Raw genomic sequence first — 21,324 nt, forward strand, 5'->3', positions numbered from 1 at the left:
CAGGATCCACACTCAATGAGGATTCCCGATGGAATTCTCCATCCTCATTCCGGATGAATCAGCACACCTCCGCACACTGACACACGGGCACGGTGAAATGCCTTCAACCGCGCCTGGGTCAGAGTCGCTCTATTCCCTCAGCGCGGAGGTGAACTGCATCAGCGTCTTCTTCGCGTCCCCCAGCACCATCATTGTGTTGGAGCGAACGAAGAGCTCGTTCTCGATGCCGGCGAAGCCCGGATTGAGTGAGCGCTTGAGCACCACGCACGTCTTCGCCATGTCCGCGGAGAGGATGGGCATGCCGTAGATGGGGCTGCTCTGGTTGGAGCGCGCCGCCGGATTGACGACATCGTTGGCGCCCACCACCAGCGCCACGTCGGTGGCGGTGAAGTCGTCGTTGATGACGTCCAGGTCATAGAGGTGGTCGTACGGGACGTTGGCCTCGGCCAGCAGCACGTTCATGTGCCCCGGCATCCGTCCGGCCACCGGGTGGATGGCGTAGCGCACGTCGCAGCCGTTGGCCTGGAGGACGTTGGCCAAATCCCTCACCGCGTGCTGCGCCTGCGACACGGCCATGCCATAGCCCGGCACGACGATGACGGAGCGGGCCGCTCTCAGCACTTCGGCGGCCTCCTCCACGCTGCCCACGTTGGGAGCGGGCCCCGACGGGGCCGCGCCTTCCGTGACGGCCTTCGCCTGCGGCGCCGCGCCGAACGCGCCGAAGAGCACGTTGGCGAACGAGCGGTTCATCGCCTTGGACATCATCATGCCCAGCAGGAAGCCGGAGAAGCCGTCCAGCGCGCCGCAGATGATGAGGACGTTGTTGCCCAACGCGAAGCCCGTGGCCGCCGCCGCCAGGCCCGCGTACGAGTTGAGCAGACAGATGACCACCGGCATGTCCGCGCCGCCGATGGGCAACACCAACAACACCCCGAGCAACACGCCCAGCGTCGCGACGGAATAGAAGGCCCACGACGCGTCGGGTGAATAGACGAGCAGGCCAATCAGCCCCAGCGTGCCGACAATCATCAGCATGTTGGAGATGTTCTGCCCCGGGTACGTGACGGGCCGGCCGGTGATGAAGCCCTGGAGCTTGCCGAAGGCCATGATGCTTCCCGTGAAGGTCAGCGCGCCGAGCGCCACCTCCAGGCCCGTGGCGGTGATTTGCAGCGTGCTCATGTTCGGGCCGCCGTGCTGCAGATACTCGACGACGCCGACGAGCCCCACCGCGAGCCCACCGAAGGCATGCGAGAGCGCGATGCGCTCGGGCATCTTCGTCATGGGAATCCACAAGCCCATGCCGGTGCCCACCGCGGAGCCGATGAGCAGCGCGACGACAATCCACTCCCACCGCACGATGACCTGCGTCACGCCCACGCCATACAGCAGCGTGCCGGCCACGGCGGCCACCATGCCAATCTCCGCCAGCAGCACGCCCCGCCGGGCCGTCCGCGCGTCGCCCAAATCCTTCAGGCCGAGCACGAAGAGGATGGAGGCGCCCAGGTACAGCAGCTGTACGAACGTCTCGGTGAGGGACAGGGTCATCGCGCGCCGCCCTTCTTCTTGAACATCCGCAGCATGCGGTCGGTGATGAGGAAGCCACCCACGACGTTGATGGTGGCGGCCAGCACCGCCACCGCGCCGAGCGCCGTGGACACCGTCCCGTAGTGCCCACCCGCCGCGAGCAGCGAGCCCACCAGGGAGATTCCGGAGATGGCGTTGGTGAAGGCCATCAACGGCGTGTGCAACAGGTGCGGCACCTTGGAGATGACCTGGTAGCCCGTGAAGGCCGCCAGGAAGAAGACGTAGAGGCCGAAAATGAGCGTCAGTGACATGTCAGCCCTCGCTCCTGGCCATGGCCGCCATGGCCATATCCGCTACGGCCGGGTGGACCACGTCCCCGCCCCGGGTGATGAGCATCCCCTTCACGATTTCATCCGAGACATCCAGCTTGAGCACGCCGTCCTTGTCGGTGACGTGCGCGAGCAGCTTCTCCATGTTGCGCGAGAACATGGCGCTGGCATGCACCGACAACTGGCTGGGCAGGTTGCGCTCGCCGATGACGGTGACGCCCGTCTCCGTGCGGTAGCGCTCGCCCGCGCGGGTCAGCTCGCAGTTGCCGCCCTGCTCCGCCGCGATGTCCACCACCACGGAGCCGCTCTTCATCCGCCGCACCATGTCCCCGGGCAGCAGCACCGGCGCGCGCCGCCCCGGCACCAGCGCCGTGGTGATGACGACGTCCGACTTCGCCACGTGCGTCGCCAGCACCTCCGCCTGCTTGCGCTTCGCCTCCTCGCCCAGCTCCTTCGCGTAGCCTCCGGAGCCCGCCGCGTCCGCGATGTCGATGTTGACGAAGCGCGCGCCCAGGCTCTCCACCTGCTCCTTCACCACCTTGCGCACGTCGTATGCCTCCACCACCGCGCCCAGCCGCCGCGCCGTGGCGATGGCCTGGAGCCCCGCCACGCCCGCGCCCAGCACCAGGACCTTCGCGGGTGGAATGGTGCCGGCCGCCGTCATCAACATGGGGAACAGCCGGGGCAGCGCCTCCGCCGCCAGCAACACCGCGCGATAGCCCGCAATCGTCGCCTGAGAGCTGAGCACATCCATCATCTGCGCCAGCGTCGTGCGCGGAATCATGTCCGTGGCCAGGAGCGTCACCCGCCGCTTCGCCAGCTCCCGCGCCAGCGCCGGATTCGCCAGCGGATACGCCAGGCTCACCAGCACCGAGTCCGCCTTGAGCCGGCCCAGCTCCGTCTCGTCCGGCGGCTGAATCTTGAGCAGCAGGTCGGCGGCGGCGTAGAGGGCCTCGACGCTCGACTCGACGCGGGCACCCGCGGCCCGCAGCTCGTCGTCGGAACACTCCGCGCCCAGGCCCGCACCGCTCTCGACCACCACTTCGTGCTTCTTGCCGACGAGGCGTTTCACGCTCTCCGCCACGAGCGCGATCCGCCTTTCGCCCGGCACCGTTTCACGGGGGATGGCGATGATCATGCGGGCCAGCATAGGCCCATCCCCTCCATCCAATTCAATCCCAGCCAACGAAAGCCTTTGCAATCCGTGTCAAGCACACCCGCGTCACGAGTGTTCACCTTGCAAGGCATTGGCGTCGACGTAAGGGTTTCCCCCGAGCCCCGACATCACCCCGCCCGGCCGGCTCGCTGAGGGTGCAGGGCCCCTACCGGCCCGACTCTTGCTGTCGTTGACGGACGCACACGTCCCCCCCGTCGGATAGACTCGGCGGGAGAAAGCCACCATGCCCTTCGACCCCCGGGATATCCTTCGCCAGTCCGAAGCCGCCTCCTCCGATGGAGTGCTCCCCGCCTGGCTGCGGGAGAGCTGGAGTGACTCCGAGGGCTTCATCGCCGCGCTCGCCACCCACCACGCGGGGCGCGGCGGCCCCGCGCCGAAGAGCCGCCCGGGCCAGCATCACGACTTCTTCCATGACCTGGTCGTCCGCCACGCCGACGCCGGCGCGGTCGCCTTTCGCTCCTGGGACGCCACCCGAGGCTGGCAGGCCCTGGGCTACCGCGAGCTGGCCGAGCGTGCGTCCCGCCGCGCCACCGAGTGGGCCGCCCAGGGCGTCAAGCCGGGCGTGAAGGTCGCGCTCGTCCATCCGCTGGGGCAGGAGCTGCTCGTCTCGCTCATGGCCGCGCTGAAGCTGGGCGCGTGCATCAGCGTCCTTCCTCCCACCGGCCCGCTCTTCCTGTCGCGCAGGCTCTCGAACCTGGAGCCCCAGCACATCTCCGCGGAAGCCCACCAGGCGCCGCTCATCAAGGGCTTCGAGAAGCTCCTGCTGCGCTCCCGGGGGGACGCGGCGCCCTCCTTCGCCTCCCACACGTACCGCCCCGCGGACACGGTGGCCCTGCTCTTCTCACCGCGCGTCGACCCGCCGGACAGCCCCGTGCCCCTCAGCGCCGAGCGCGCGTGGACCAGCGCGCTGTGCGACGGGCTGCTCACCTTCGGCCTCGCCGGAGGCGACGTGCTCGCCGCGCCCGGCATCCACTTCCTCCAGCACCAGCCCGCGCTCCTCTTCGCCTCGCTGCTGCGAGGAGCGACCTTCGTCCACCTGGAGCCCGCGGACGTGGAGCGCACGCCCAGCCTGCTCCTCGAGCACCCGCCGCGAGCGCTCGGCGTCACGCCCGCGCTGCGAGAAGCGCTGACCCGCGCCCGCTTCGGGCCACTCAAGGGCGTGGGGCACTGGTTCCGCTCCGTCGATGCCCTCCATGACTGGGAGGCCTGGCGGGAGTGGGTGCGCCAGTCGGAGCTGACCAAGGTGCCCCACGCGCTGGTGCTCATCGACGCCTCGGAGGGCGGCGTGGTGCTCGCGTCCCCCCGCCGCATCGGCGAGCTGAACGCGGCCATCGCCCCCGCGCCTGGACGCGCCTGGACGCTCAAGGACCTCAACCTGAGCGGTCAGGAGGCCGCGGGCGACGTGGGCGTCTTCACGCCCCTGCCAGACAAGGACCGCCCCCCGGGCCACGTCATCCTCACGCGCCAGCGCGAGCAATTCCTCTATGCAGGAACGCGCGATGTGCGCCGCGAAGGACGCATCTATCCTTCGACTGAAGTGGTGGAGGCGCTCGCCGACCTGCCCTTCTGCCAGGGGGCCTGCGTCAGCATCGCCGCGTCGGGAGGCACCGCGCAGCACACACCTCACGTCCTGCTCGTCTTCACGGGCGCCGAGGACGCGGAGCGCTCCACGCAGGAAGCAGGCAACCGTCGCCTGGAGGTGCGCCGCCGGCTGGAGCTGCGGCTGGGCGCCGAGCACCTCCCGGACCGCATCGAGCTGTTCCCGCTCCTTCCTCATAGGACGAAGGACGGACAGGTCAACGAGGAGTGGTGCCGCTCCCAGTACCTCACCGGCGCGCTCCATCAGAAGTCCTCGGACCCCGTGTTCCAGGCCCTCACCGCGCTGAGGGGCCGTGCTCGCGAGAGCGTCCGGGGCCCCGGCGACGACGAGCGCTCCCGCTAGCGCGCGTACGCGCCGGACGCGCCCGCGTTCCCAAGCGACGCGTCCTGGCCGACCCCGCCCCCCTCCGCCCCCCCGCTCCAGAGGGAAGCGGGTGGAATTGAACGCTGGCACGCGCCACGCAATGGCCGGGTCCAGCGTCAGACGTTCCATCCCGGAACCCACGACGCCCAAGAGGTGCTCGCATGGGAGCCCAGGTCGTCATGGGAGCGATGCTGCAGTGCAGTTTCGGCCTCGCCCCCTCGTCGCTCATCGTGCTTCCCACCAACAAGGTGGTCGGCCCGACGCCGGCGGCGAACGTCCTCGACAACAAGCCCATGGTGAACGTCCCCCCTTTCGGGATGTGCCAGTCGCTGGCCAACCCCACGGTGGCGGCGGCGACGGCGGCGGCGCTCGGAGTCCTCACCCCCATGCCCTGCATCCCCGCCACCGCGGCGCCCTGGGTGCCCGGCTGCCCCAAGCTGATGCTCGGCGGCGCGCCCGCGCTGGAGAGCAACTCCAAGCTGATGTGCTCGTACGGCGGTGTCATCCAGATCGTGTCCCCCGGACAGATGAAGGTCATCGATGGCTGACCCGGCCCACAACCTGCCGCCCTTCGACGGCACCTTCCTGGAGCAGCCCCTGGAGGGCGAGCCTCCCCGCCAGGCGCCCGGCGACGAGCCCGACCCCCGCGTGGAGGCCGTCACGGAGACCGTCGCCAGCGGCGACTACGCCACCGCGGCCCGCGGCGCGGAGACCCTGCTGCGCGAGGGCCAGCGCGACACGCGGCTCGTCGGCGCCTACCTCTTCGGGGCCTTCCAGGAGCAGGGCCTGCTCGCGATGCCGGGCCTCTTCCGCTCGCTCCTCCTGGTCCTCACCACCAGCCGCGCCGCGTTCGGCCCGGAGGCCAAGCGCGACATCTTCCTGGAGAGCGGACTGCGCTGGTTGCTCCGCTCGATGAACAAGCACCTGGCGCACAACGAGAAGAAGCAGGACGCCACGTGGAAGCGCTGGTGCGAGGCCGACAACCGCGCGCCCATCGAAGAAGCCCTCAAGCTCTCCGAGCCCATCCTCACCGCGCTGCCCTCCCTGCCCAAGAACGGCTGCGAGGAGCCCATGCGCAACCTCAGCCACTGGCTGAGGCGCCACCTGGAGGCCCTTCCCCCGCCCGCGCCGCCCGCACTCGCGCTCGCGCCCCAGCCGCTCCCGCAGGCCGCGCCCTCCCGCGACAACACTTCTTCGGAGAAGCCCGCGCCTCGCGCCGAAACGGCGGCCCCGGCCGCGCCCACCGTGGCGGGCGTGCCCATCTCCGCGCCGCTCGCGCTGCTGCTGCGCAAGCTGGAGGCGTTCAACACGCTGGTCGCGAACGGGGAGATGACGAAGGCGGGCGTGATTGCCGCGGACGTGCTGGCCACGGTGGAGCGGTTCGACCCGCGCGTGTACCTGCCCTCGCTCTTCACCCGCTTCTACGCGGGCCTGAGCCGCAACGCGAGCGGGCTGGAGCCATTCCTGCATGAGACCGACTCGCTGCCCATGCGCGCGCTGGAGCAGCTCTACCGAGTGGACCTGGACGCCTTCCTCGACCAGCCCTCGCTGACATCCGGAGAGGAGGACTGACCCCATGCACGAGACCACGCCCTCCTCCTCCACCCTGGCCGTCGGCGAGCCCTCCATCGAAGCGCGCATCGTCGAGCGCGCCCATGAGTTCGACATCCCCGCGCTGATTGAGCTGCTCTCCAAGGAGGGCTACGGCCCGGATGACCTGGAGCTGCGCAGCCACCGGGGCACCGTGCACGCGCCCCAGCTCATCCACTCCATCGAGTTCGCGCGCAACCCGCGCCGCGCCATCGTCACCGTCAACCTGGGACTGCTCAGCGTTCAGTCGCCCCTGCCCTCCTTCTTCCTCAAGGCGATGGAGTCGCTGGACCACGACACGATGGAGAGCTTCCTGGGCTACTTCGACCACCTGCTCCTGCGCGCGCGCTTCGCCGGCCTCTTCCCCGAGCGAGACGACTCCCTGCTGCCGGGCTGGGAGGGCTCCGCGGCGCACCGCCTGCGCCTCTTGCGTCCTGGCTGTCCCTCCACGCTGCACTGGCTGTTCTCCCACGCGTACCCGGAGGCGGAGGTCCGCGTGCGTCGCGCCACCCGCCGCCAGCGCATCGACACGCGCGGCATCCAGCTGGGCGGCGCGGCGCTGGGCGACGGCACCTCCATGGGCGGCTTCGCCACCGTGCCCACCGGCGGCCTGGAGGCCTGGCTGCACATGAGCGAGGCCTTCAGTGGCACCGGCACTGCATGGGCCATTGAAGCGCGACGCCGGCTGCGCTCGCGCGTGTTGCCTCACCTCATCGATACACCGGTGTTCCTCACCGTGGTGCTGGTCATCAGGGACCAGCACGGCCACGCCCGCGTCGAGGACTCCAGTCACCTGGGCTACGAGCCCATCATCGGCGGACCCGAGCAGTCGCGGCAGGTGGTCCTGTTCTCCGGTGACACCACGCCGACCTCACCGCCTCCGCAGTGAAGCAGGACCCCGGCGCGTCCCGCCGGGTCGCAGAAAGGCCTTCCACCCGAGGGAGTAACGTAGCCATGTCAATCCAGGAACAACTGCCCAAGTCGCGCATCACGCTCACGTACCGCACCACCATCAATGGCGAGCAGGAGGCGGTCGACCTGCCGCTGCGCATGCTGATGCTGGGAGACTTCTCGCTCGGCTCCTCCGAGGACCGGAAGGTGGACCTCGACGCGCGCAAGCTGCGCTCGGTCAACGGCCGCAACCTGAATGAGCTGATGGCGGACATGAAGATGTCCGTGAACTTCCAGGTGCCCAATCGCATCAACCCGGACGTGGAAGCCGACCTGAACGTCGAGCTGCCCATCACCAAGATGAAGTCGTTCCACCCGGACGAAATCGTCAACCACGTCCCCAAGCTCAAGGCGCTGCGGCTGCTCAAGAAGCTGCTGCTGGAGATGCAGTCCAGCATCGACAACCAGAAGGCGCTGCGGAACATGGTCTACGAGCTGTTCTCCAACAAGGAGGCGCTCAAGGCCGTCCTCGCGGAGCTCAAGGACTACGAGTCGCTGAAGCTGCCCAAGGCGATTCCCGCGAACGCCTCGCCCGCCACCACCGGCGCCGCGGCGACCACGCCCGCCACTGCTCCCGCCACCGCGCCGGCCACCGTCCCCGCGAACGCGACCGTGACCTCATAAGCCCGCTTTCGTCCACACCATTTCCACAAAGGTAACCGTCATGGCTGAAACCTCTATTCTGCCCGGGTTGTTCAAGAGCGTGCGGCTGGAGCGTCCCGTGGACGCCAAGCCGATGATCTCCGAGAAGTTCGTCCCCGCCCTCGATGAGAAGGAAGTCACCATCGAGGCGCGCTTCATGTCGTCGCTCGCCGCGCTCGTGCAGAACGTGTCGCCGGCGACGACGGATGCGGGCGACGCGCTGCGCTTCGACAAGGGCCAGGTGCTGGCCGTCGTCGACCGCATCGACGCGATGATCAACGACCAGATGAATGAGATCCTCCACCACGAGCGCTTCCAGAAGATGGAGTCGGCGTGGCGGGGCCTGGACGACCTGGTCTCCAACACCAACTTCAAGGCGAACGTCGCCATCGACCTGCTGGACGCGGCGCAGGACGAGCTGGGTCAGGACTTCGAGAACAACTCCGCGGACGTGTTCGCCGGGTCGCTGTTCAACAAGGTCTACATCCAGGAGTACGACCAGTACGGCGGCCAGCCCTTCGGCGCCATGGTGGGCCTGTACGAGTTCTCCTCCACGCCGGGCGACATCAAGTGGCTGACGCAGATGGGCAAGGTGGCCAACGCGTCGCACTGCCCGTTCATCGCCGCCGTCAGCCCCAAGTTCTTCGGCTGCGACAAGGTCGAGGAGATGGAGGCCATCAAGGACCTGGAGGGCGCGCTCGCCCACCCGCGCTACGGCAAGTGGAACGAGCTGCGCAACAGCGAGGAGGCCGCGTACCTGGGCCTGACCTTCCCGCGCTACGTGCTGCGCCTGCCCTGGCATCCGGACAAGAACCCGTGCGACGACCTCCACTTCACGGAGGATTCGCAGGGTGACTCCAACAAGTACCTCTGGGGCAACTCGTCCATCCTCTTCGCCCGCAACATGGTGAAGGCGTTCGAGAACTCCGGCTGGTGCCAGTCCATCCGCGGCCCCAAGGGCGGCGGTCTGCTCACCGGCCTGCCGGTGGACACCTTCTTCCTGCGTGGCCAGGAGGAGCTCAAGGCGCCCGTGGAGATCGCCATCCCGGACTTCCGCGAGTTCGAGTTCGCCCGGTGCGGCTTCATGCCGCTCGTGTACAAGAAGGGCTCCAGCGAGGCGACGTTCTTCAGCACCCAGTCCGCGAAGGTCGCCAAGCGCTTCAAGGACCCGAAGGACTCGGAGAACTCGCAGCTGGTCACCAACCTGGCCTACACGTTCTCCATCACCCGCCTGGCGCACTACGTGAAGTGCATCATGCGCGACAACATCGGCAGCACGGCCGATGCGCCCTATATCCAGCGTCAGCTCGACGCGTGGCTGGCGGGCTACGTCACGACGGTGGCCAGCCCGGATGACCTCACGGTCCGCCGGTTCCCGTTCAAGGCCACCAGCGTGGTGGTGGAGCAGCGCACTGGGGAAATCGGCTGGTACGACTGCAAGGTCGCCGTCCTGCCGCACATCCAGTTCGAAGGCCTCAACGTGGAGCTGATGCTCGAGTCCCGGCTCGGCTAGTTCCGCTTCGCTGTAACCAACCCCCAACCATCCAGGAGTGAGTCATGCCTCAATTCGCACGTGACTTGGACGTCTATCAGGGCTTCAACTTCAAGAAGGACAAGCAGACCCCCGTGGGCTTCATCACGTCCATCACCGTGGGCGGCATCGTCCTGACGGCGGACCAGGAGACCATCTCGGACCCGGAGCAGCCGGACAAGGCGCTGGCGTCCAAGTGCGTGGGCGTGCTGAGCAGCTACCTGTGGGAGACGGGCGTCACCGACGCGCTGTACCTCTCCGCGCAGATCTCCACGGCGAACAAGCAGAAGATCGCCGAGATGCTGCTGGGCACGTTCTCCAACATCGAAGTGGTGATGAAGTACGTCGTGTACGAGTACGACCCGCTCGCGAAGAAGTACTTCAAGTCCAACTTCGTGGACGCGGACCTCAACGGCATCCTGGAGAAGAACGGGGACCGGCTGAACATCGCGGTCGCGGACAACGAGTCCCGCGAGGTACAGTCTCCCAAGAACTTCACGTTCCAGATTGGCGTGAAGCCCAAGACGCTGGAGCAGTCCATCAACGTCGCCGCGGCATCCTCGAAGAACATCGTCAAGAAGTGGGGCGTCACGGAGACGGCGTAAGCCCCGCCGCCACACGAGCACAACATGCCCCCCTTCAAGCTCGCACGGGTCCGGTGGCACGTCGGCCAGACGCTGCTTCCGGAGCATTTCGAGGCCCAAGATGAGTCGCTGGAGGCGCAGGTCCGCCTCCACGCCTCGCTGTCTGGCACGCCGGGTTACGGCGTGGCGGCAATGGCCTGGAGCGAGCCGTTGCTGGCCGGAGGAAGCCTGTCCGTCTCGACGATGACGGCGGTGACTCCGGCTGGCTTCGTGGTGGACGTGCCCGGCAACGCGGTCCTGCCGCCCTTCTCGCTGGAGGGCACAGGCCGCGCCGAGGCCACCATCTACCTGCATGTGATGGGGGACACGACGAACGCTCAGAGCGTGAGGCTCTACGCCGAAGACCCGCCCGTGGTGGAGCGGGTGATGCGGCGGCTGCGCCTCTCCGCGGAGCCGGTCCTGGACGGAGCGAAGGACACGCTCCCCCTGGCCGTCTTCCGAAGGGACACCGAGGGCGTGTGGCGGCTGGCGGAGGACCTGGTTCCTCCGCTGCTGCTCGTGGGCCCCCACCCGTTCCTCGGGGCCCTGCTGGAGCGACTGGAAGCCCTGCTGGAGCAGTCGCGGCTGCAGCTCATCGCCCGACTCTCCGACAGCTATCTGCGCACGGACCGGCTCAGCAATGCCCGCCGCGCGCTGTGCGAGGTGCAGCGGCTGCAAGCCCTGCTGGAGGACATGCACCGCCATGTCTCCCCGCACCCGTATGTCTTCTTCGATGCCCTGCGCCGCCTGTACTTCGAGGCGTGCTGCTACCTGGAGCTGATGCCCGACAAGTCGCTGCCCACCTACCAGCACGATGACCCGGGCACGGGGCTGAGCCGCTGGGTGGAGCTGCTCACGCGCGCGCTCCAGCCGGAGGCCACGCGCGCCACGCACCGCGCCTTCGTGGCTCGCGACGGCCAGTTCATCTTCTCCCCGCTGCCGCCCGAGGTCCGGGAGAGCGGCGAGCTGTACCTGCTGGTCCAACGCCGCCTGGCGGGCGAGCCGCTGCCTGTGGACGGCGTGAAGCTGGCGGGGCCCTCGCGCCTGGCCACGGTGCGCCGCATGGCCCTCAAGGGCATCGCCTTCGACCACGTGCCGCACCCGTCCTTCCCCCACGCGCTGGGTCCCGAAATCGACTGGTTCAAGCTGGCCCAGGGCGAGGAGTGGCAGTTCGCGCTGCGCGAGGACGGCCTGGCCTTCTACGCCACCCCGGCGCTCCAGGGCGCCCAGGTGTCCCTCTTCTGGCGCAGGTCCTGACATGGGCCGCGCTTCCTTCCTGGACAAGTTCGCCGTCCGTGGCGACAGCCGCTCCTCCGGCCGCAAGGGCTCCAGTGACCTGGAGCACGTGCTGCGCAACCTGGAGGCCGTGCTGAACACCAAGGCGGGCTACGGCTTCTTCCGCCGCGACTTCGGCCTGGGCGAGTACACGGAGAAGTACGGCACGCGGGAGCTGGTGGAGACGCTCACCCGCGAGCTGCGCGACGAGATTGCCCAGCACGAGCCGCGCCTGTCGGACGTGGAGCTGACGATGCGCGGGCGCGACGCGGGGCTGTGGCTGCACTTCGGCCTGACGGGCATCGTGGCCGGCGAGCGCCGCAAGCTGAAGCTGCGCTTCGACACCCTCAGTGCCCACGTGCGCGTGGAGGAGGAGCCATGACGACCGGCCGCTTCAACGACAGGTTGGTGGTGTCCGTCACCGTGACGGCGGGCGGCACCGCGCACGCCATCCCCGCGGGCGACGTGAAGTCCTTCGCGCTGGAGCTGAGGCCCTGGGGCTTCGAGGGCAGCGTGGAGTTCGACCTCGCGGACAACACGTCCGCGGGAGGCCTGGAGACAGACCCGCTCAAGGCCGCCTTCCTGCAGCAGGACCTGATGGAGGTCCAGCTGGAGATCAAGGGCACGTACACCGATACGGCGAAGCAGCCGGCGCTCACGTCCCTCAAGGTCAAGGGCCTGGTCTCCGAGCGCACCCTGGTGGAGATGCCCGCGGTGCCCGCGCCCGGCGCGCCCCTGCTCCACCGCCGCTACGGGGTGACGTTCCAGGACGCGGCCCAGCTGCTCTGGAGCCAGCACTTCCCCTGCATCCTCTACACGCAGAAGTCGATGAAGGACGTGCTGGACGCCCACAAGGGCTCGCACATCGCCTTCAACTACGACTGGAGCGCGGGCCTGGACAGCGCCGTCCCGCAGCTGTTCCTGGGCCTCACGCCGGAGGAAGGCGTCAGCTTCTACGACTTCCTCGTCTGGTACGTGGACACGCGCAACGGCGTGCTGACGTACGACTACGCGGCGGCCAAGTACGCGCTGTCCACGGCCAAGGCCGCGACGGGCACTCCCGTGCAGCTGATCGGCCCGGAGATGGACCAGGTGGCGCTGCGCTTCCCCGAGGTGGCGCGCCACGACGTGAACGTACTCAACGCGGTGGCGGAGGGCCCCGCCACGCGGCCCATCACCCAGCAGCGCGCCGTCACGGGCATCCGCCAGGACGTGCTCGTGCGCACCCCCATCACCACGGAAGTCGACGCGCGGGTGACGCTGGAGACCGCGCGGCTCAAGCTTCGCGGCATGGAGGTCGACCTGACGTGGAAGCGCTTCCCCGCCACCGCGCTGACGCCGGGGATGCTGGTGAAGCTGCCCACGACGCAGGCCTGGGCCGCGTCGGGGCTGGGCGCGGGACAGACGTTCCGGGTGCGCTCCGTCGCGTTGCGAGGGGACGCACTCGCGTCCTCACCAGACGCGGAGCACCTGGCCAAGAACACCGGCTTCGACTTCGCCATGCACACCGTGCTGGAGCCCCAGGCGGAGACCTGGGTGGAGCTGCCCACCTACACCCCGCCCACCTGGCCCCGCTACGTGGAGGGTCTCATCGTCAGCGAGGCGGGCGAGCAGCCGCACGAGACGTGGCAGGCCTACACCGACTCGGCCACGTCGCAGGACGGCTACAAGGTGAAGATTCCCCTCTGGGCGAATCAAATCGTCACCCTCCCGTTCAACCCGAACCTCCTCCCCGGGCACTTCTACTTCCCGGCCTACAAGGGAGAGCGGGTGCTGGTGGGGCTCGACTTCCAGAAGGCCTGGCTCAAGCGCTTCCTGGACTGGCGTGACACTGCGCGTATGCCCGCGGACGGCCAGGGCACGCATCTGCTGGTGGGCAAGACGCCCGAAAACGGCACCTCGATGCGGCACTCCTATGCGGAGGGCAAGCCGGTCTTCCTCTTGCAGAGGACCAACGCCAAGGACACGGCCCGCATCGAAATCAAGGAGGGGACGCTGACCATCCGGGTGAAGGAAGAACCCGCGTAGGTGCGCTTCGGAGGCGTGAAGGAACCATGGGAACGCTGGTCTGCACCATCGAGCTGGACAAGCAGAAGGGCATCACCGTCACGGTGGACAACGCCGAAGGGCAGATAGTCCAGACGGTGACCATGGACGGCACCAGCATCACCCTCAAGGTGGCGGGCCAGACGGACACCAGCACCGTGGTGCAGAAGGCGGACAGCATCGTCGTCACCGTCAAGGACTTCAAGGTGGACGCGGAGACCATCACCCTCCTCTCCTCCAAGACGTCCGACTGGAAGAGCCAGGACACGCTCACGGTGGAGAGTACGAAGGACATGACCTTCACCTCCCAGGCGAAGCTCACGCAGAGCGCCACGCAGGACGCCAGCCTGTCCTCCTCGGCGAAGATCAACGTGGAGGCCACCGCGGCGCTGGCGATGAAGGGCATGACGGCGTCGATGTCGGCCACCGGCGGCGAGGCCAAGGTGGACGGCCTCACGCTGAAGCTGTCGGGGACGACTGACGCCCAGATGAGCGGGCTGAACGTCAAGGTGTCGGGCCAGGCCGCCCTTGACCTGGAAGCCCAGGGCATGGCCAACCTCAAGGCCTCCGGAATCACCAGCGTCTCCGGCGCGCTGGTGAAGCTGGGTTGAGGGAGTACACCCGATGAGCGGCACCAAGGACCGACTGCACCAGGACTTCCTCGAGGAGATGGCCTCGCTGGAGCGCTTCCGTCAGCGCTTCCACGAGCGCTACCCCGCAGCTCCCCTGGAGCGCGAGGACCCGGACGTGCGCCGGCTCATCGAGGCGATGGCCTTCTTCTCCGTGCAGACGCGGCAGGCGACGCTCCACAACCTGCGCTCCACCTGGCGGCGCCTGTTCGCTGGCTTCTTCGACTTCCTCTTGGAGCCGCTGCCCACGCGCGCCGTCGTCCAGGCGATGCCCGCCGGGAAGATGGGCGAGCCGGTGCTGCTGCCGCGCGGCACCGAGCTGCGCTTGTCCCCCACCGAGGGAGACCCCGGCATCTTCCGGCTCCAGCGGGACCTGCGCGTGCTACCCGTCACCCTGGAGTCCACGCAGGTGCGCCCCCTGGTGCGCGGCGGGCACCGGCTCATCCTCCACTTCGAGTCGCGCCACGAGCGCGCGGACGCGGTGGAGACGCTGAGCCTGCACGTACGCCACCTGGACGAGTACCTGCCGTCGCTGGCCGTGTTCCACTCGCTGCGCAAGCACCTGCGCGACGTCAGCGTGGTGTACGGCGAGCTGGCGGACGAGCACTCGACGGGCGCGAAGTGCGAGGTGTCGTTCGACCGGGAACCGCCCGCGCCGGATGACTCGGCGACCTTCGCGCACCCCCTCCAGCGGCTGCGCTCCTTCTTCCTCTTCCCGGAGACGGAGCTGTTCCTCCACGTCGCGGTGCCGCCCACGCGCGGCGCCTGGCGGCGCTTCAGCCTCTGCTTCGACCTGGCCCAGGAGTGGACCGTGGGCCGCTCCCACCGGCCGGACTTCCTGGTGCCCTTCGCGGTGCCGGTGGAGAACCTGCGCGCGGAGCCCGCGCAGGTCATCACCACGGACGGCACCCGCTCCGAGCACCCCATCCGCAACATGAGCGCGGGGCGCGAGCTGGCGCTGCACTCGGTGACGGGCGTGTACGAGATGACGAAGTCGGGCCTGGCCCCGCTGCGGCCCGCCCACCTGCCCGGCAAGGGGCCGGGCTACGAGGTGGAGGAGGTCCCCACCCAGTACGGACCCTCGCCGCACCTGGTGCTGCGCATGCCGGAGGCCTTCTCCGCGCCCCGCAAGCTGCTGGTGGAGGCGCTGTGGCACCAGCCGCGCTTCGCCTCGGAGGCCCTGGGCCGGCTCACCGTGGGCGTGCCGGGGCGCCACATCGAGGGCCTGGACTGGCGGCTGGTGGGACAGCTCCAGCCGGACCGCGAGAGCCCCTTGCGCGACGACCTGACGGCCCTCACCCAGCTGTTGGCCTGGAAGGCCCAGCCCACCCTGGGAATCGACGAGCTGCGCGCGGTGCTGGAGCACCTGGGCACGCCCGGAGAGGGCCCCTTCCGCCGCGTCGTGCCGCTCCTGCGGGAGCTGAGCGTGTCGCGCGTGCCGGACAGCGCCCGGAAGGGCTCGGGCTTGCGCCACGTGTACGAGGTGGTGCTGGAGCCCTTCGAGGAAGGCTTCGAGCCCCTGGTGGTGTGCTTCCTGACGCGGGTACGGGAATTGCTGGACGTGTGGAACAACGAAGCGACGGTGGAGCTGCGAGCGACCATCGCCGGAGCGGGTCCCCTCGTCCTTCCAGGAGTCTCCTGACATGAAGCTGTCGCACTGGAAAGCCATCCTCCTGGCCTATCGACGCGTGGAAGAGCTGCTTGAGCGTGAGCTGGGCTCGCCGAGCCTGGACTCCGCCCTGCGCGAGCGGCTCTCCCCGGGCGCCATGGACTCCATGTCGCGCGACCTGCTCTTCGAGCTGGAGCAGCTGCGCATCCACCTGGGAGAGGCGCTGCGCTCCGACGACGTGGAGCAGGTGCTCCAGCCCTTCGCGTTCCTCGTGGACGAGAAGGTGCTCGGCAGGCTGGCGAACGACGACGCGCAGCACTGGCCGCTCTTGCAGCTCAAGGCCTTCGGCGTGGACTCCGGCGGAGACCTCTTCTTCGACCTGGCCGACGCCGGGCTGCGCAAGCAGGACACGCCGTCACTGCTCTTCGAGATGCTGCACTTCTGCCTCACCGCGGGCTTCGTGGGCCGGCACGTGGGCCACCCCGCCCGGCTCCGCGACTACCGGGAGCAGCTGGTGGCCCGCATTCCCCGTCCGGTCTCCGTCGCGCCGGAGGTCACCACCGAGGACATGGGCCCCCCGCCCACCCTCTACGACTTCCCCTGGCGCTACTACGCCGTGACGATGGCCATCATCGTCGTGGTCCCCGTCGTCTTGTGGAACCTGTCCAACTGAGGCCCGCCCCGTGAATCCGCCGCCCCCCGCGTCGCGAATGGACGCGAGCGCGTCCCGGAAGGCCATGGCCGAGCTGGTGGAGCGGCTGGAGCAGGTCGTCACCAGGTCCCTGGGAAGCCTCGCGGAGGGCACCCGCCCCCTGCTGGACGTGCTTCGTGAGGGGGCCAAGGCTCTGGAACCCGGCCCTGGAGGCGCCCGGCTCTCCCCCAAGGAGCGGGAGGCATGGGGTGTGCAACTGGAGGCGACATTGGAGCGACTGGAGGACGTCCTCGAAGGACTCCAGCTCGCGGCCCGCGCGAAAGCGGGCGGGAAGAGGGATTGAGTCATGGCGGGCGAGAAGACCCCTGTCGCAGCGGCCGCGAGCGCGGCGGCGAACGCGAGTCCTGCGACAGTGGAAGCAGCGAAGCCCTATCTGACCTGGGTGCTGATAGGGCTGGCGGTGCTGCTCGCCGTGGCCCTCGTCGTGGGCCTGGTGTGGTGGTGGCGCAAGCGGCGCCGGGCCGCGCCGCAGGTGGAGCCGCGCAGGAAGCTGGACGCGAACGCGCTGGTGCGCATCCGCAAGCAGTTCCTGAGCGCGCTGCCGTGGCGCTACCGCGTGGCGGTGATGGACTTCCCCACGGTGGTGGTGTTCGGCCCCGCGGGAGCCGGCAAGACGACGCTCATCGACCTGGAGGTGGACTGGCGGCGGCAGGAGCGGCAGTTCATGCCCAGCTTCACCTCGGACCCGCTGCTGCAGATCTTCCTCGGGCCCGACAAGATCGTGCAGGAGGTGTCCGCGTCCCTGCTGGAGGATGACACCCAGGAGGCGCGCCGCGCGCTGCGCCGCCTGTGGGAGTCGAGCTTCCGACGGCAGAAGGGCCGGGTCGCCATCGCGCTGGACGCGCGCTGGCTGGCGGAGACGCCTCCGGATGAAGTGCGCCGGGTCATCCAGCTGATGCGCGGGAAGATCAACCTGCTCTCCGAGGTGTGCAAGGGCTCCGTGGAGACGCGGCTGTGCCTGACGCACATGGATGCGATGGTGGGCTTCCCGGACTTCGCCAAGCTCCTGCGAGACCATGGCATTCCGCTGCACTGGGACGTGCCGCCGCCGGGTGAGGAGGCGAAGCTGGCCTCGGGGCTCCAGCCGATGGAGCAGTACTTCGCGCTCGGGCTCGTGTCATTGTCGGTGGAGGCCTTCAGCCGGTTGGAGGAGTTCTACGCGCGCGGCGGCGAGTCCTTCGCGGCGCTGGCGCGGTTCGTCACCGGGCTGTGGGAGGGCGGCACGCTGTCGTATCGCCCGGAGCTGTCGCGGGTGTACCTGTCGTCGCCCATGCCGGAGGCGCGCTCCACGGGCGTGTTCGCCATCGCCCCGGAGAAGCGGAACATCGAGCTGCGCGCGCGCTACCGGGGCAAGCACCTGACCCGCTGCGCGCTGCTGCTGGCGGTGGGCTGCCTGCCCGTACTCGGGGCCTACGGGAACTTCTACAAGAAGCTGGAGGAAGCCCAGCAGCACATGGAGGACTTCGAGGCGACGGTGCAGCGGCTGGGGCAGCAGCACCTGACGGCCTCCGGCGAAGTCGTGGTGGACAAGGGCCAGGGCGCGATGCAGTCCATGGACACGCTGCTGGCCGCGGCGCGCTACTTCCCGCTGCTGCGCCACAGCTTCCTCGATGAGCAGGAGGTGCTCAGGGATCAGCTCGCCAACACCGTCCGGCTGTCGTACCTCAAGCCGCTCCTGGAGAGCTGCCAGGAGCAGTGCCAGCGCTGCGGCACGCTCATCCCCGGCTGCGCGCCGGCGGAGCTGGTGGGCAACCGCTCGCGCTGGGCGCCGACGCACGCGGACGAGCGCTGCGAGCGCGAGACGCTGTGCCGCCCGGAGCAGATGCTTCACCTCATGGCGGTGACGCGCGCCTCTCGTGGCGACGACATGGGCCGCTTCATCCTGTCCGGGCTGAATGTGCAGTACCGCAAGCGCTGGAACTGGGCGTCGGACTCGCTGAGCTTCATCGGCACGAACTCCTCCGAGAAGGAGTCCAACTGGATGCAGGCCACCAAGCTGCGCGAGGAGGTGGTGGGCGACTACATCATCTCCAGCGACCAGGCGTGGCGCGCGGGGATGCAGACGCAGGGGCAGTTGCCCTGGATGCGCTGGCCCTACGAGTGGTTGACGGAGGAGAGCTACCTGGGCCCGTGGAGAGACCACCTCCAGCGGCTCCAGCTGGTGCTGGGCGCCAGCGAGCTGGACCTGGAGCAGTGGCGGGTGCTGGTGAGTGAGCGCCAGCGGCTGCAGGTCACCCTGGCCCAGAGCGTCGCGTACACGTCCGCGCGCAAGATGCTCGCGCTGCTGGACGCCTCGGGCGCGCCGGAGAGCCAGGCGACGCTCAAGGGCGTGGAGAGCACGCTCGACGCCGTCGACTGGCACCGCGAGCACGAGCCGATGCTGGCCGCGGTGCTGCGCATGGAGGAGGAGATCGACGCGGGCCTGAAGGCCGCCGCGGAGATGTCCGCCGCGGAGCTGCTGACGCGCACCGGGGGCCTCTTCGTGCCCACCAACGGGGATGCGCGCCTGGAGGTGCGGGTGCTGCAGCAGTCGTTCGAGTTCCGTCCGAAGGAGCTGTCCCGCGTGCTGCTGGACAAGCTGCTGCGGCAGATGGAGCAGGGCCAGCGGCCCTTCATCAAGACCACGAGGGGCCTGCCTCCAGGCGCGGTGGCGTCCGCGTCGGAGCTGGGGATGGGCATGGGGATGGGCATGGATGACGCGATGGACATGGGCCGCGTGGACGCCCTGCCCTCGCGCCAGGGCTCGGAGTGGCTGAACTTCGAGACGGACATCCGCCCGCTGGTGGACGAGTTCACCATCCGCATGACGGACTCGAAGCTCTCCCGGGCGGAGGCAGCGCAGCGCCAGGGCTACGTGCTGAAGAAGGTCTCCAACTTCGGGCAGCGCTACCGGCAAGATCTGTTGGTGAAGTACCGCGACTACCGCTTCACCGCGTTGACGACGTCGCTGGCCTCGGAGCTGTCGGCGGTGACGCAGCCGACGTCGGAGCTGGTGTCGATGCTGCGCGAGGTGGCGACGGGCGCGGGCATCGGCCCCATGGAGGGGCCGTACTACGAGCCGCTGCGCCAGGAGCTGTCCGCGTTCCGGCCCATCGTGCAGCTCATGACGCCGGACAAGGACGGGCAGACGGCGCAGCTCGCCGCATACCTGTTGCTGGTGTCGCAGCTCCACACGGAGGTGTCGGGCTTCAACGCGGCGCCGGTGCTGGGCGAGCGCGCCGTCATCCCCGCGTCGCTGCGCACCGGTGGAGAGGAAGCGCCCGCGACCACCGAGGAGGGCGGCCGACAGCTGACCGACCTGCTCTCACCGCTGGGCCGCGTGGGCTTGTCCATGCTGCTGGACGAGGAGGGCTCCTACCTGCGCCGCGTGGATGCGTGGCTGGACAAGCAGGGCATCCTCGGGGAGCTGCGCCGGCCGTTCCGCGAGCCCTTCCTGATGACGCGCGAGCTGGGCCGGGCCGAGCTGGAGCGCGTGCTGGAGGAGCAGTGGGAGTGGCGCTACCGCACCCTGCTCACGCCGCTGTTGCGCCGCTATCCGTTCGCCGTGGAGGCGAGCCAGGAGCTGGACCCCACGGAGCTGGAGGTGCTGAAGCGCAAGGACGGCGCCTTCTGGCAGTTCGTGAACCAGGTGCTGTCGCCGGTGGTGGAGGAGCGCGGCACGGAGTGGATGCTGCGCCGGGCGCTGCGCCAGCAGCTCTCCGTCCCGCCGCGCATGCTGGCGATGCTCGGGCGGCTGTCGCGACTGGCGAAGCTGCTCTGGAACGACGAGGGCAAGCCGCAGCCCTTGATGCTCCAGGTGCGCCCGCTGCCGCTGCCTCCGTCGGGAGAGAACGGCTTCGTCACCATGTCCTTCCTGAAGTGCGGCGCGGCGGCGGCCTTCGGCTTCAACCAGACGCCCGCGTGGCAGGACTTCGCGCTGGCGTGGTGGGAGCCCCGGTCCGCGTCCGTCGGAGTGGAGCTGCGCGTGCCGGGTCGTGAGGCCAAGCGCTACCGCTCCACGGAGCTGTCGCGCTCGTCGTGGAACTGCTTCCGAATCCTGGACGCCGCCACGTTCGACGCCGAGCAGAACGCCATCTGGCCGCTGCCGGGTCCGGATGGTTCGGAGCACTCGGAGATCCGCTTGCGCTTCGGCATGCGGGGCGGGCCGTGGACGCTGTTCCAGGAGGTGACGCGATGAGCGCCACGAAGGGTCCGTGGCTGGTGATGCTGGCACTCGCGCTGGGCTCCGTGGCCTGCGCGCCCACACACCTGACCATCAACGTGAAGGCGCCACCCGGGACGAACCAGGGCCGGCCCCTGCACATGGTCGTCCGCGCGGTGGACTCCCAGCGCTACATGACGGAGTTCTACGCCGACGTGGCCGAGCGCGTGGTCCACCCGGACGACTCGGTGGTGGAGACGCTCGTCGTCTACCCCGGCGAGAAGACGCAGACGCGGGTGAAGATTCCCGAGGAGTCGCCGCTGGCCATCTCCTTCCTCTTCACCACGCCGGACGGCGCCTGGCAGGTGCTGCTCGACGCGCCCATTCCGGGGCGCGTGGATATCGAGCTGGATGAGAGCCGCATCCGCACGGACGCGCCGACGAAGAAGAAGCGCGCCCCCAAGGGTGAGGGGTCCAAGGTCGAACCCCCGAAGGTCGAACCTCCCAAGGTCGAGCCGCCCAAGGTGGAGGGCCCGAAAATCGAGGCCCCCTCCGCCGGGAAGTGACGCCCAGGCTCAGCGG

General features: G+C 69.0%; 19 protein-coding genes. 16 read left to right on the forward strand and 3 right to left on the reverse strand.

Annotated elements, in window-relative coordinates; all coding sequences use genetic code 11:
• Positions 1 to 129: 129 nt before the first annotated feature.
• Genes ACN469_RS28545 through ACN469_RS28555 form a run of 3 tightly spaced genes read right to left on the reverse strand, consistent with a single transcriptional unit; the run spans position 130 to position 3,003 of the window.
• Positions 130 to 1,545 (reverse strand): NAD(P)(+) transhydrogenase (Re/Si-specific) subunit beta, encoded by a 1,416-nt coding sequence (locus ACN469_RS28545; RefSeq protein ID WP_498772802.1) that lies wholly within the window; start codon positions 1,543 to 1,545, stop codon positions 130 to 132.
• Positions 1,542 to 1,835: an NAD(P) transhydrogenase subunit alpha part 2 gene (locus ACN469_RS28550; RefSeq protein WP_498772804.1), complete on the reverse strand. Its 294-nt coding sequence runs from the start codon at positions 1,833 to 1,835 to the stop codon at positions 1,542 to 1,544. Before ACN469_RS28550 ends, ACN469_RS28545 begins: the two co-directional genes overlap by 4 nt.
• 1 nt (position 1,836) lies before the next feature.
• Positions 1,837 to 3,003, reverse strand: a complete 1,167-nt coding sequence (locus ACN469_RS28555; RefSeq protein WP_498772806.1) for a Re/Si-specific NAD(P)(+) transhydrogenase subunit alpha — start codon at positions 3,001 to 3,003, stop codon at positions 1,837 to 1,839.
• Between the two features lie 250 nt (positions 3,004 to 3,253).
• On the opposite strand from ACN469_RS28555, the gene ACN469_RS28560 reads away from it, so the two are divergent.
• The 16 genes from ACN469_RS28560 to ACN469_RS28635 all read left to right on the forward strand — a co-directional run bounded on the left by ACN469_RS28560 (position 3,254) and on the right by ACN469_RS28635 (position 21,308).
• Positions 3,254 to 4,972, forward strand: coding sequence for an AMP-binding protein (locus ACN469_RS28560; RefSeq protein ID WP_498772808.1), 1,719 nt, complete (start codon positions 3,254 to 3,256; stop codon positions 4,970 to 4,972).
• Positions 4,973 to 5,154: 182 nt separating this feature from the next.
• Positions 5,155 to 5,541, forward strand: a complete 387-nt coding sequence (locus ACN469_RS28565; RefSeq protein ID WP_498772810.1) for a DUF4280 domain-containing protein — start codon at positions 5,155 to 5,157, stop codon at positions 5,539 to 5,541.
• Positions 5,534 to 6,565, forward strand: coding sequence for a type VI secretion system protein IglI family protein (locus ACN469_RS28570; protein WP_498772812.1), 1,032 nt, complete (start codon positions 5,534 to 5,536; stop codon positions 6,563 to 6,565). Before ACN469_RS28565 ends, ACN469_RS28570 begins: the two co-directional genes overlap by 8 nt.
• Positions 6,566 to 6,569: 4 nt before the next feature.
• The gene (locus ACN469_RS28575) at positions 6,570 to 7,472 is read left to right on the forward strand and encodes a hypothetical protein (RefSeq protein ID WP_498772814.1); all 903 of its coding nucleotides are present in this window, start codon (positions 6,570 to 6,572) and stop codon (positions 7,470 to 7,472) included.
• 65 nt (positions 7,473 to 7,537) lie between these two features.
• Positions 7,538 to 8,158, forward strand: coding sequence for a type VI secretion system contractile sheath small subunit (tssB, locus tag ACN469_RS28580; RefSeq protein ID WP_498772816.1), 621 nt, complete (start codon positions 7,538 to 7,540; stop codon positions 8,156 to 8,158).
• A 40-nt stretch (positions 8,159 to 8,198) separates the two neighbouring features.
• Positions 8,199 to 9,689, forward strand: coding sequence for a type VI secretion system contractile sheath large subunit (gene tssC / locus ACN469_RS28585; RefSeq protein ID WP_498772818.1), 1,491 nt, complete (start codon positions 8,199 to 8,201; stop codon positions 9,687 to 9,689).
• A gap of 44 nt (positions 9,690 to 9,733) precedes the next feature.
• Positions 9,734 to 10,312 carry a hypothetical protein gene (locus ACN469_RS28590; RefSeq protein ID WP_498772820.1) on the forward strand — a complete coding sequence of 193 codons (579 nt, stop codon included), beginning with the start codon at positions 9,734 to 9,736 and terminating at the stop codon, positions 10,310 to 10,312.
• Between the two features lie 24 nt (positions 10,313 to 10,336).
• Positions 10,337 to 11,587, forward strand: a complete 1,251-nt coding sequence (tssK, locus tag ACN469_RS28595; RefSeq protein ID WP_498772822.1) for a type VI secretion system baseplate subunit TssK — start codon at positions 10,337 to 10,339, stop codon at positions 11,585 to 11,587.
• Between the two features lies 1 nt (position 11,588).
• A complete protein-coding gene (locus ACN469_RS28600; protein WP_498772824.1) occupies positions 11,589 to 11,987 on the forward strand; it encodes a GPW/gp25 family protein in 399 nt (132 codons plus the stop codon).
• Positions 11,984 to 13,633 carry a hypothetical protein gene (locus ACN469_RS28605; RefSeq protein WP_498772826.1) on the forward strand — a complete coding sequence of 550 codons (1,650 nt, stop codon included), beginning with the start codon at positions 11,984 to 11,986 and terminating at the stop codon, positions 13,631 to 13,633. The genes ACN469_RS28600 and ACN469_RS28605 overlap by 4 nt, the downstream gene beginning before the upstream one ends.
• Before the next feature lie 26 nt (positions 13,634 to 13,659).
• Positions 13,660 to 14,262: a hypothetical protein gene (locus ACN469_RS28610; protein ID WP_498772828.1), complete on the forward strand. Its 603-nt coding sequence runs from the start codon at positions 13,660 to 13,662 to the stop codon at positions 14,260 to 14,262.
• A gap of 13 nt (positions 14,263 to 14,275) precedes the next feature.
• Positions 14,276 to 15,922, forward strand: a complete 1,647-nt coding sequence (locus ACN469_RS28615) for a type VI secretion system baseplate subunit TssF (RefSeq protein WP_498772830.1) — start codon at positions 14,276 to 14,278, stop codon at positions 15,920 to 15,922.
• A gap of 1 nt (position 15,923) precedes the next feature.
• Positions 15,924 to 16,562: a DotU family type IV/VI secretion system protein gene (locus ACN469_RS28620; RefSeq protein WP_498772832.1), complete on the forward strand. Its 639-nt coding sequence runs from the start codon at positions 15,924 to 15,926 to the stop codon at positions 16,560 to 16,562.
• A 10-nt stretch (positions 16,563 to 16,572) separates the two neighbouring features.
• A complete protein-coding gene (locus tag ACN469_RS28625) occupies positions 16,573 to 16,884 on the forward strand; it encodes a hypothetical protein (RefSeq protein WP_498772834.1) in 312 nt (103 codons plus the stop codon).
• Positions 16,885 to 16,887: 3 nt separating this feature from the next.
• On the forward strand, positions 16,888 to 20,778 hold the full coding sequence (locus ACN469_RS28630; protein WP_498772835.1) for a type VI secretion IcmF C-terminal domain-containing protein: 3,891 nt from the start codon (positions 16,888 to 16,890) through the stop codon (positions 20,776 to 20,778).
• Positions 20,775 to 21,308 carry a hypothetical protein gene (locus ACN469_RS28635; RefSeq protein WP_498772836.1) on the forward strand — a complete coding sequence of 178 codons (534 nt, stop codon included), beginning with the start codon at positions 20,775 to 20,777 and terminating at the stop codon, positions 21,306 to 21,308. The genes ACN469_RS28630 and ACN469_RS28635 overlap by 4 nt, the downstream gene beginning before the upstream one ends.
• The last annotated feature ends 16 nt before the right edge of the window (positions 21,309 to 21,324 follow it).

Source organism: Corallococcus terminator (assembly GCF_049194865.1).
Classification (GTDB): Bacteria; Myxococcota; Myxococcia; order Myxococcales; family Myxococcaceae; genus Myxococcus; species Myxococcus terminator_A.

Coding starts and splice junctions, on each gene's coding strand:
- ACN469_RS28545 (WP_498772802.1), bottom strand. CDS start 1,545: ATGACCCTGTCCCTCACCGAGACGTTCGTACAGCTGCTGTACCTGGGC.
- ACN469_RS28550 (WP_498772804.1), bottom strand. CDS start 1,835: ATGTCACTGACGCTCATTTTCGGCCTCTACGTCTTCTTCCTGGCGGCC.
- ACN469_RS28555 (WP_498772806.1), bottom strand. CDS start 3,003: ATGCTGGCCCGCATGATCATCGCCATCCCCCGTGAAACGGTGCCGGGC.
- ACN469_RS28560 (WP_498772808.1), top strand. CDS start 3,254: ATGCCCTTCGACCCCCGGGATATCCTTCGCCAGTCCGAAGCCGCCTCC.
- ACN469_RS28565 (WP_498772810.1), top strand. CDS start 5,155: ATGGGAGCCCAGGTCGTCATGGGAGCGATGCTGCAGTGCAGTTTCGGC.
- ACN469_RS28570 (WP_498772812.1), top strand. CDS start 5,534: ATGGCTGACCCGGCCCACAACCTGCCGCCCTTCGACGGCACCTTCCTG.
- ACN469_RS28575 (WP_498772814.1), top strand. CDS start 6,570: ATGCACGAGACCACGCCCTCCTCCTCCACCCTGGCCGTCGGCGAGCCC.
- tssB (WP_498772816.1), top strand. CDS start 7,538: ATGTCAATCCAGGAACAACTGCCCAAGTCGCGCATCACGCTCACGTAC.
- tssC (WP_498772818.1), top strand. CDS start 8,199: ATGGCTGAAACCTCTATTCTGCCCGGGTTGTTCAAGAGCGTGCGGCTG.
- ACN469_RS28590 (WP_498772820.1), top strand. CDS start 9,734: ATGCCTCAATTCGCACGTGACTTGGACGTCTATCAGGGCTTCAACTTC.
- tssK (WP_498772822.1), top strand. CDS start 10,337: ATGCCCCCCTTCAAGCTCGCACGGGTCCGGTGGCACGTCGGCCAGACG.
- ACN469_RS28600 (WP_498772824.1), top strand. CDS start 11,589: ATGGGCCGCGCTTCCTTCCTGGACAAGTTCGCCGTCCGTGGCGACAGC.
- ACN469_RS28605 (WP_498772826.1), top strand. CDS start 11,984: ATGACGACCGGCCGCTTCAACGACAGGTTGGTGGTGTCCGTCACCGTG.
- ACN469_RS28610 (WP_498772828.1), top strand. CDS start 13,660: ATGGGAACGCTGGTCTGCACCATCGAGCTGGACAAGCAGAAGGGCATC.
- ACN469_RS28615 (WP_498772830.1), top strand. CDS start 14,276: ATGAGCGGCACCAAGGACCGACTGCACCAGGACTTCCTCGAGGAGATG.
- ACN469_RS28620 (WP_498772832.1), top strand. CDS start 15,924: ATGAAGCTGTCGCACTGGAAAGCCATCCTCCTGGCCTATCGACGCGTG.
- ACN469_RS28630 (WP_498772835.1), top strand. CDS start 16,888: ATGGCGGGCGAGAAGACCCCTGTCGCAGCGGCCGCGAGCGCGGCGGCG.
- ACN469_RS28635 (WP_498772836.1), top strand. CDS start 20,775: ATGAGCGCCACGAAGGGTCCGTGGCTGGTGATGCTGGCACTCGCGCTG.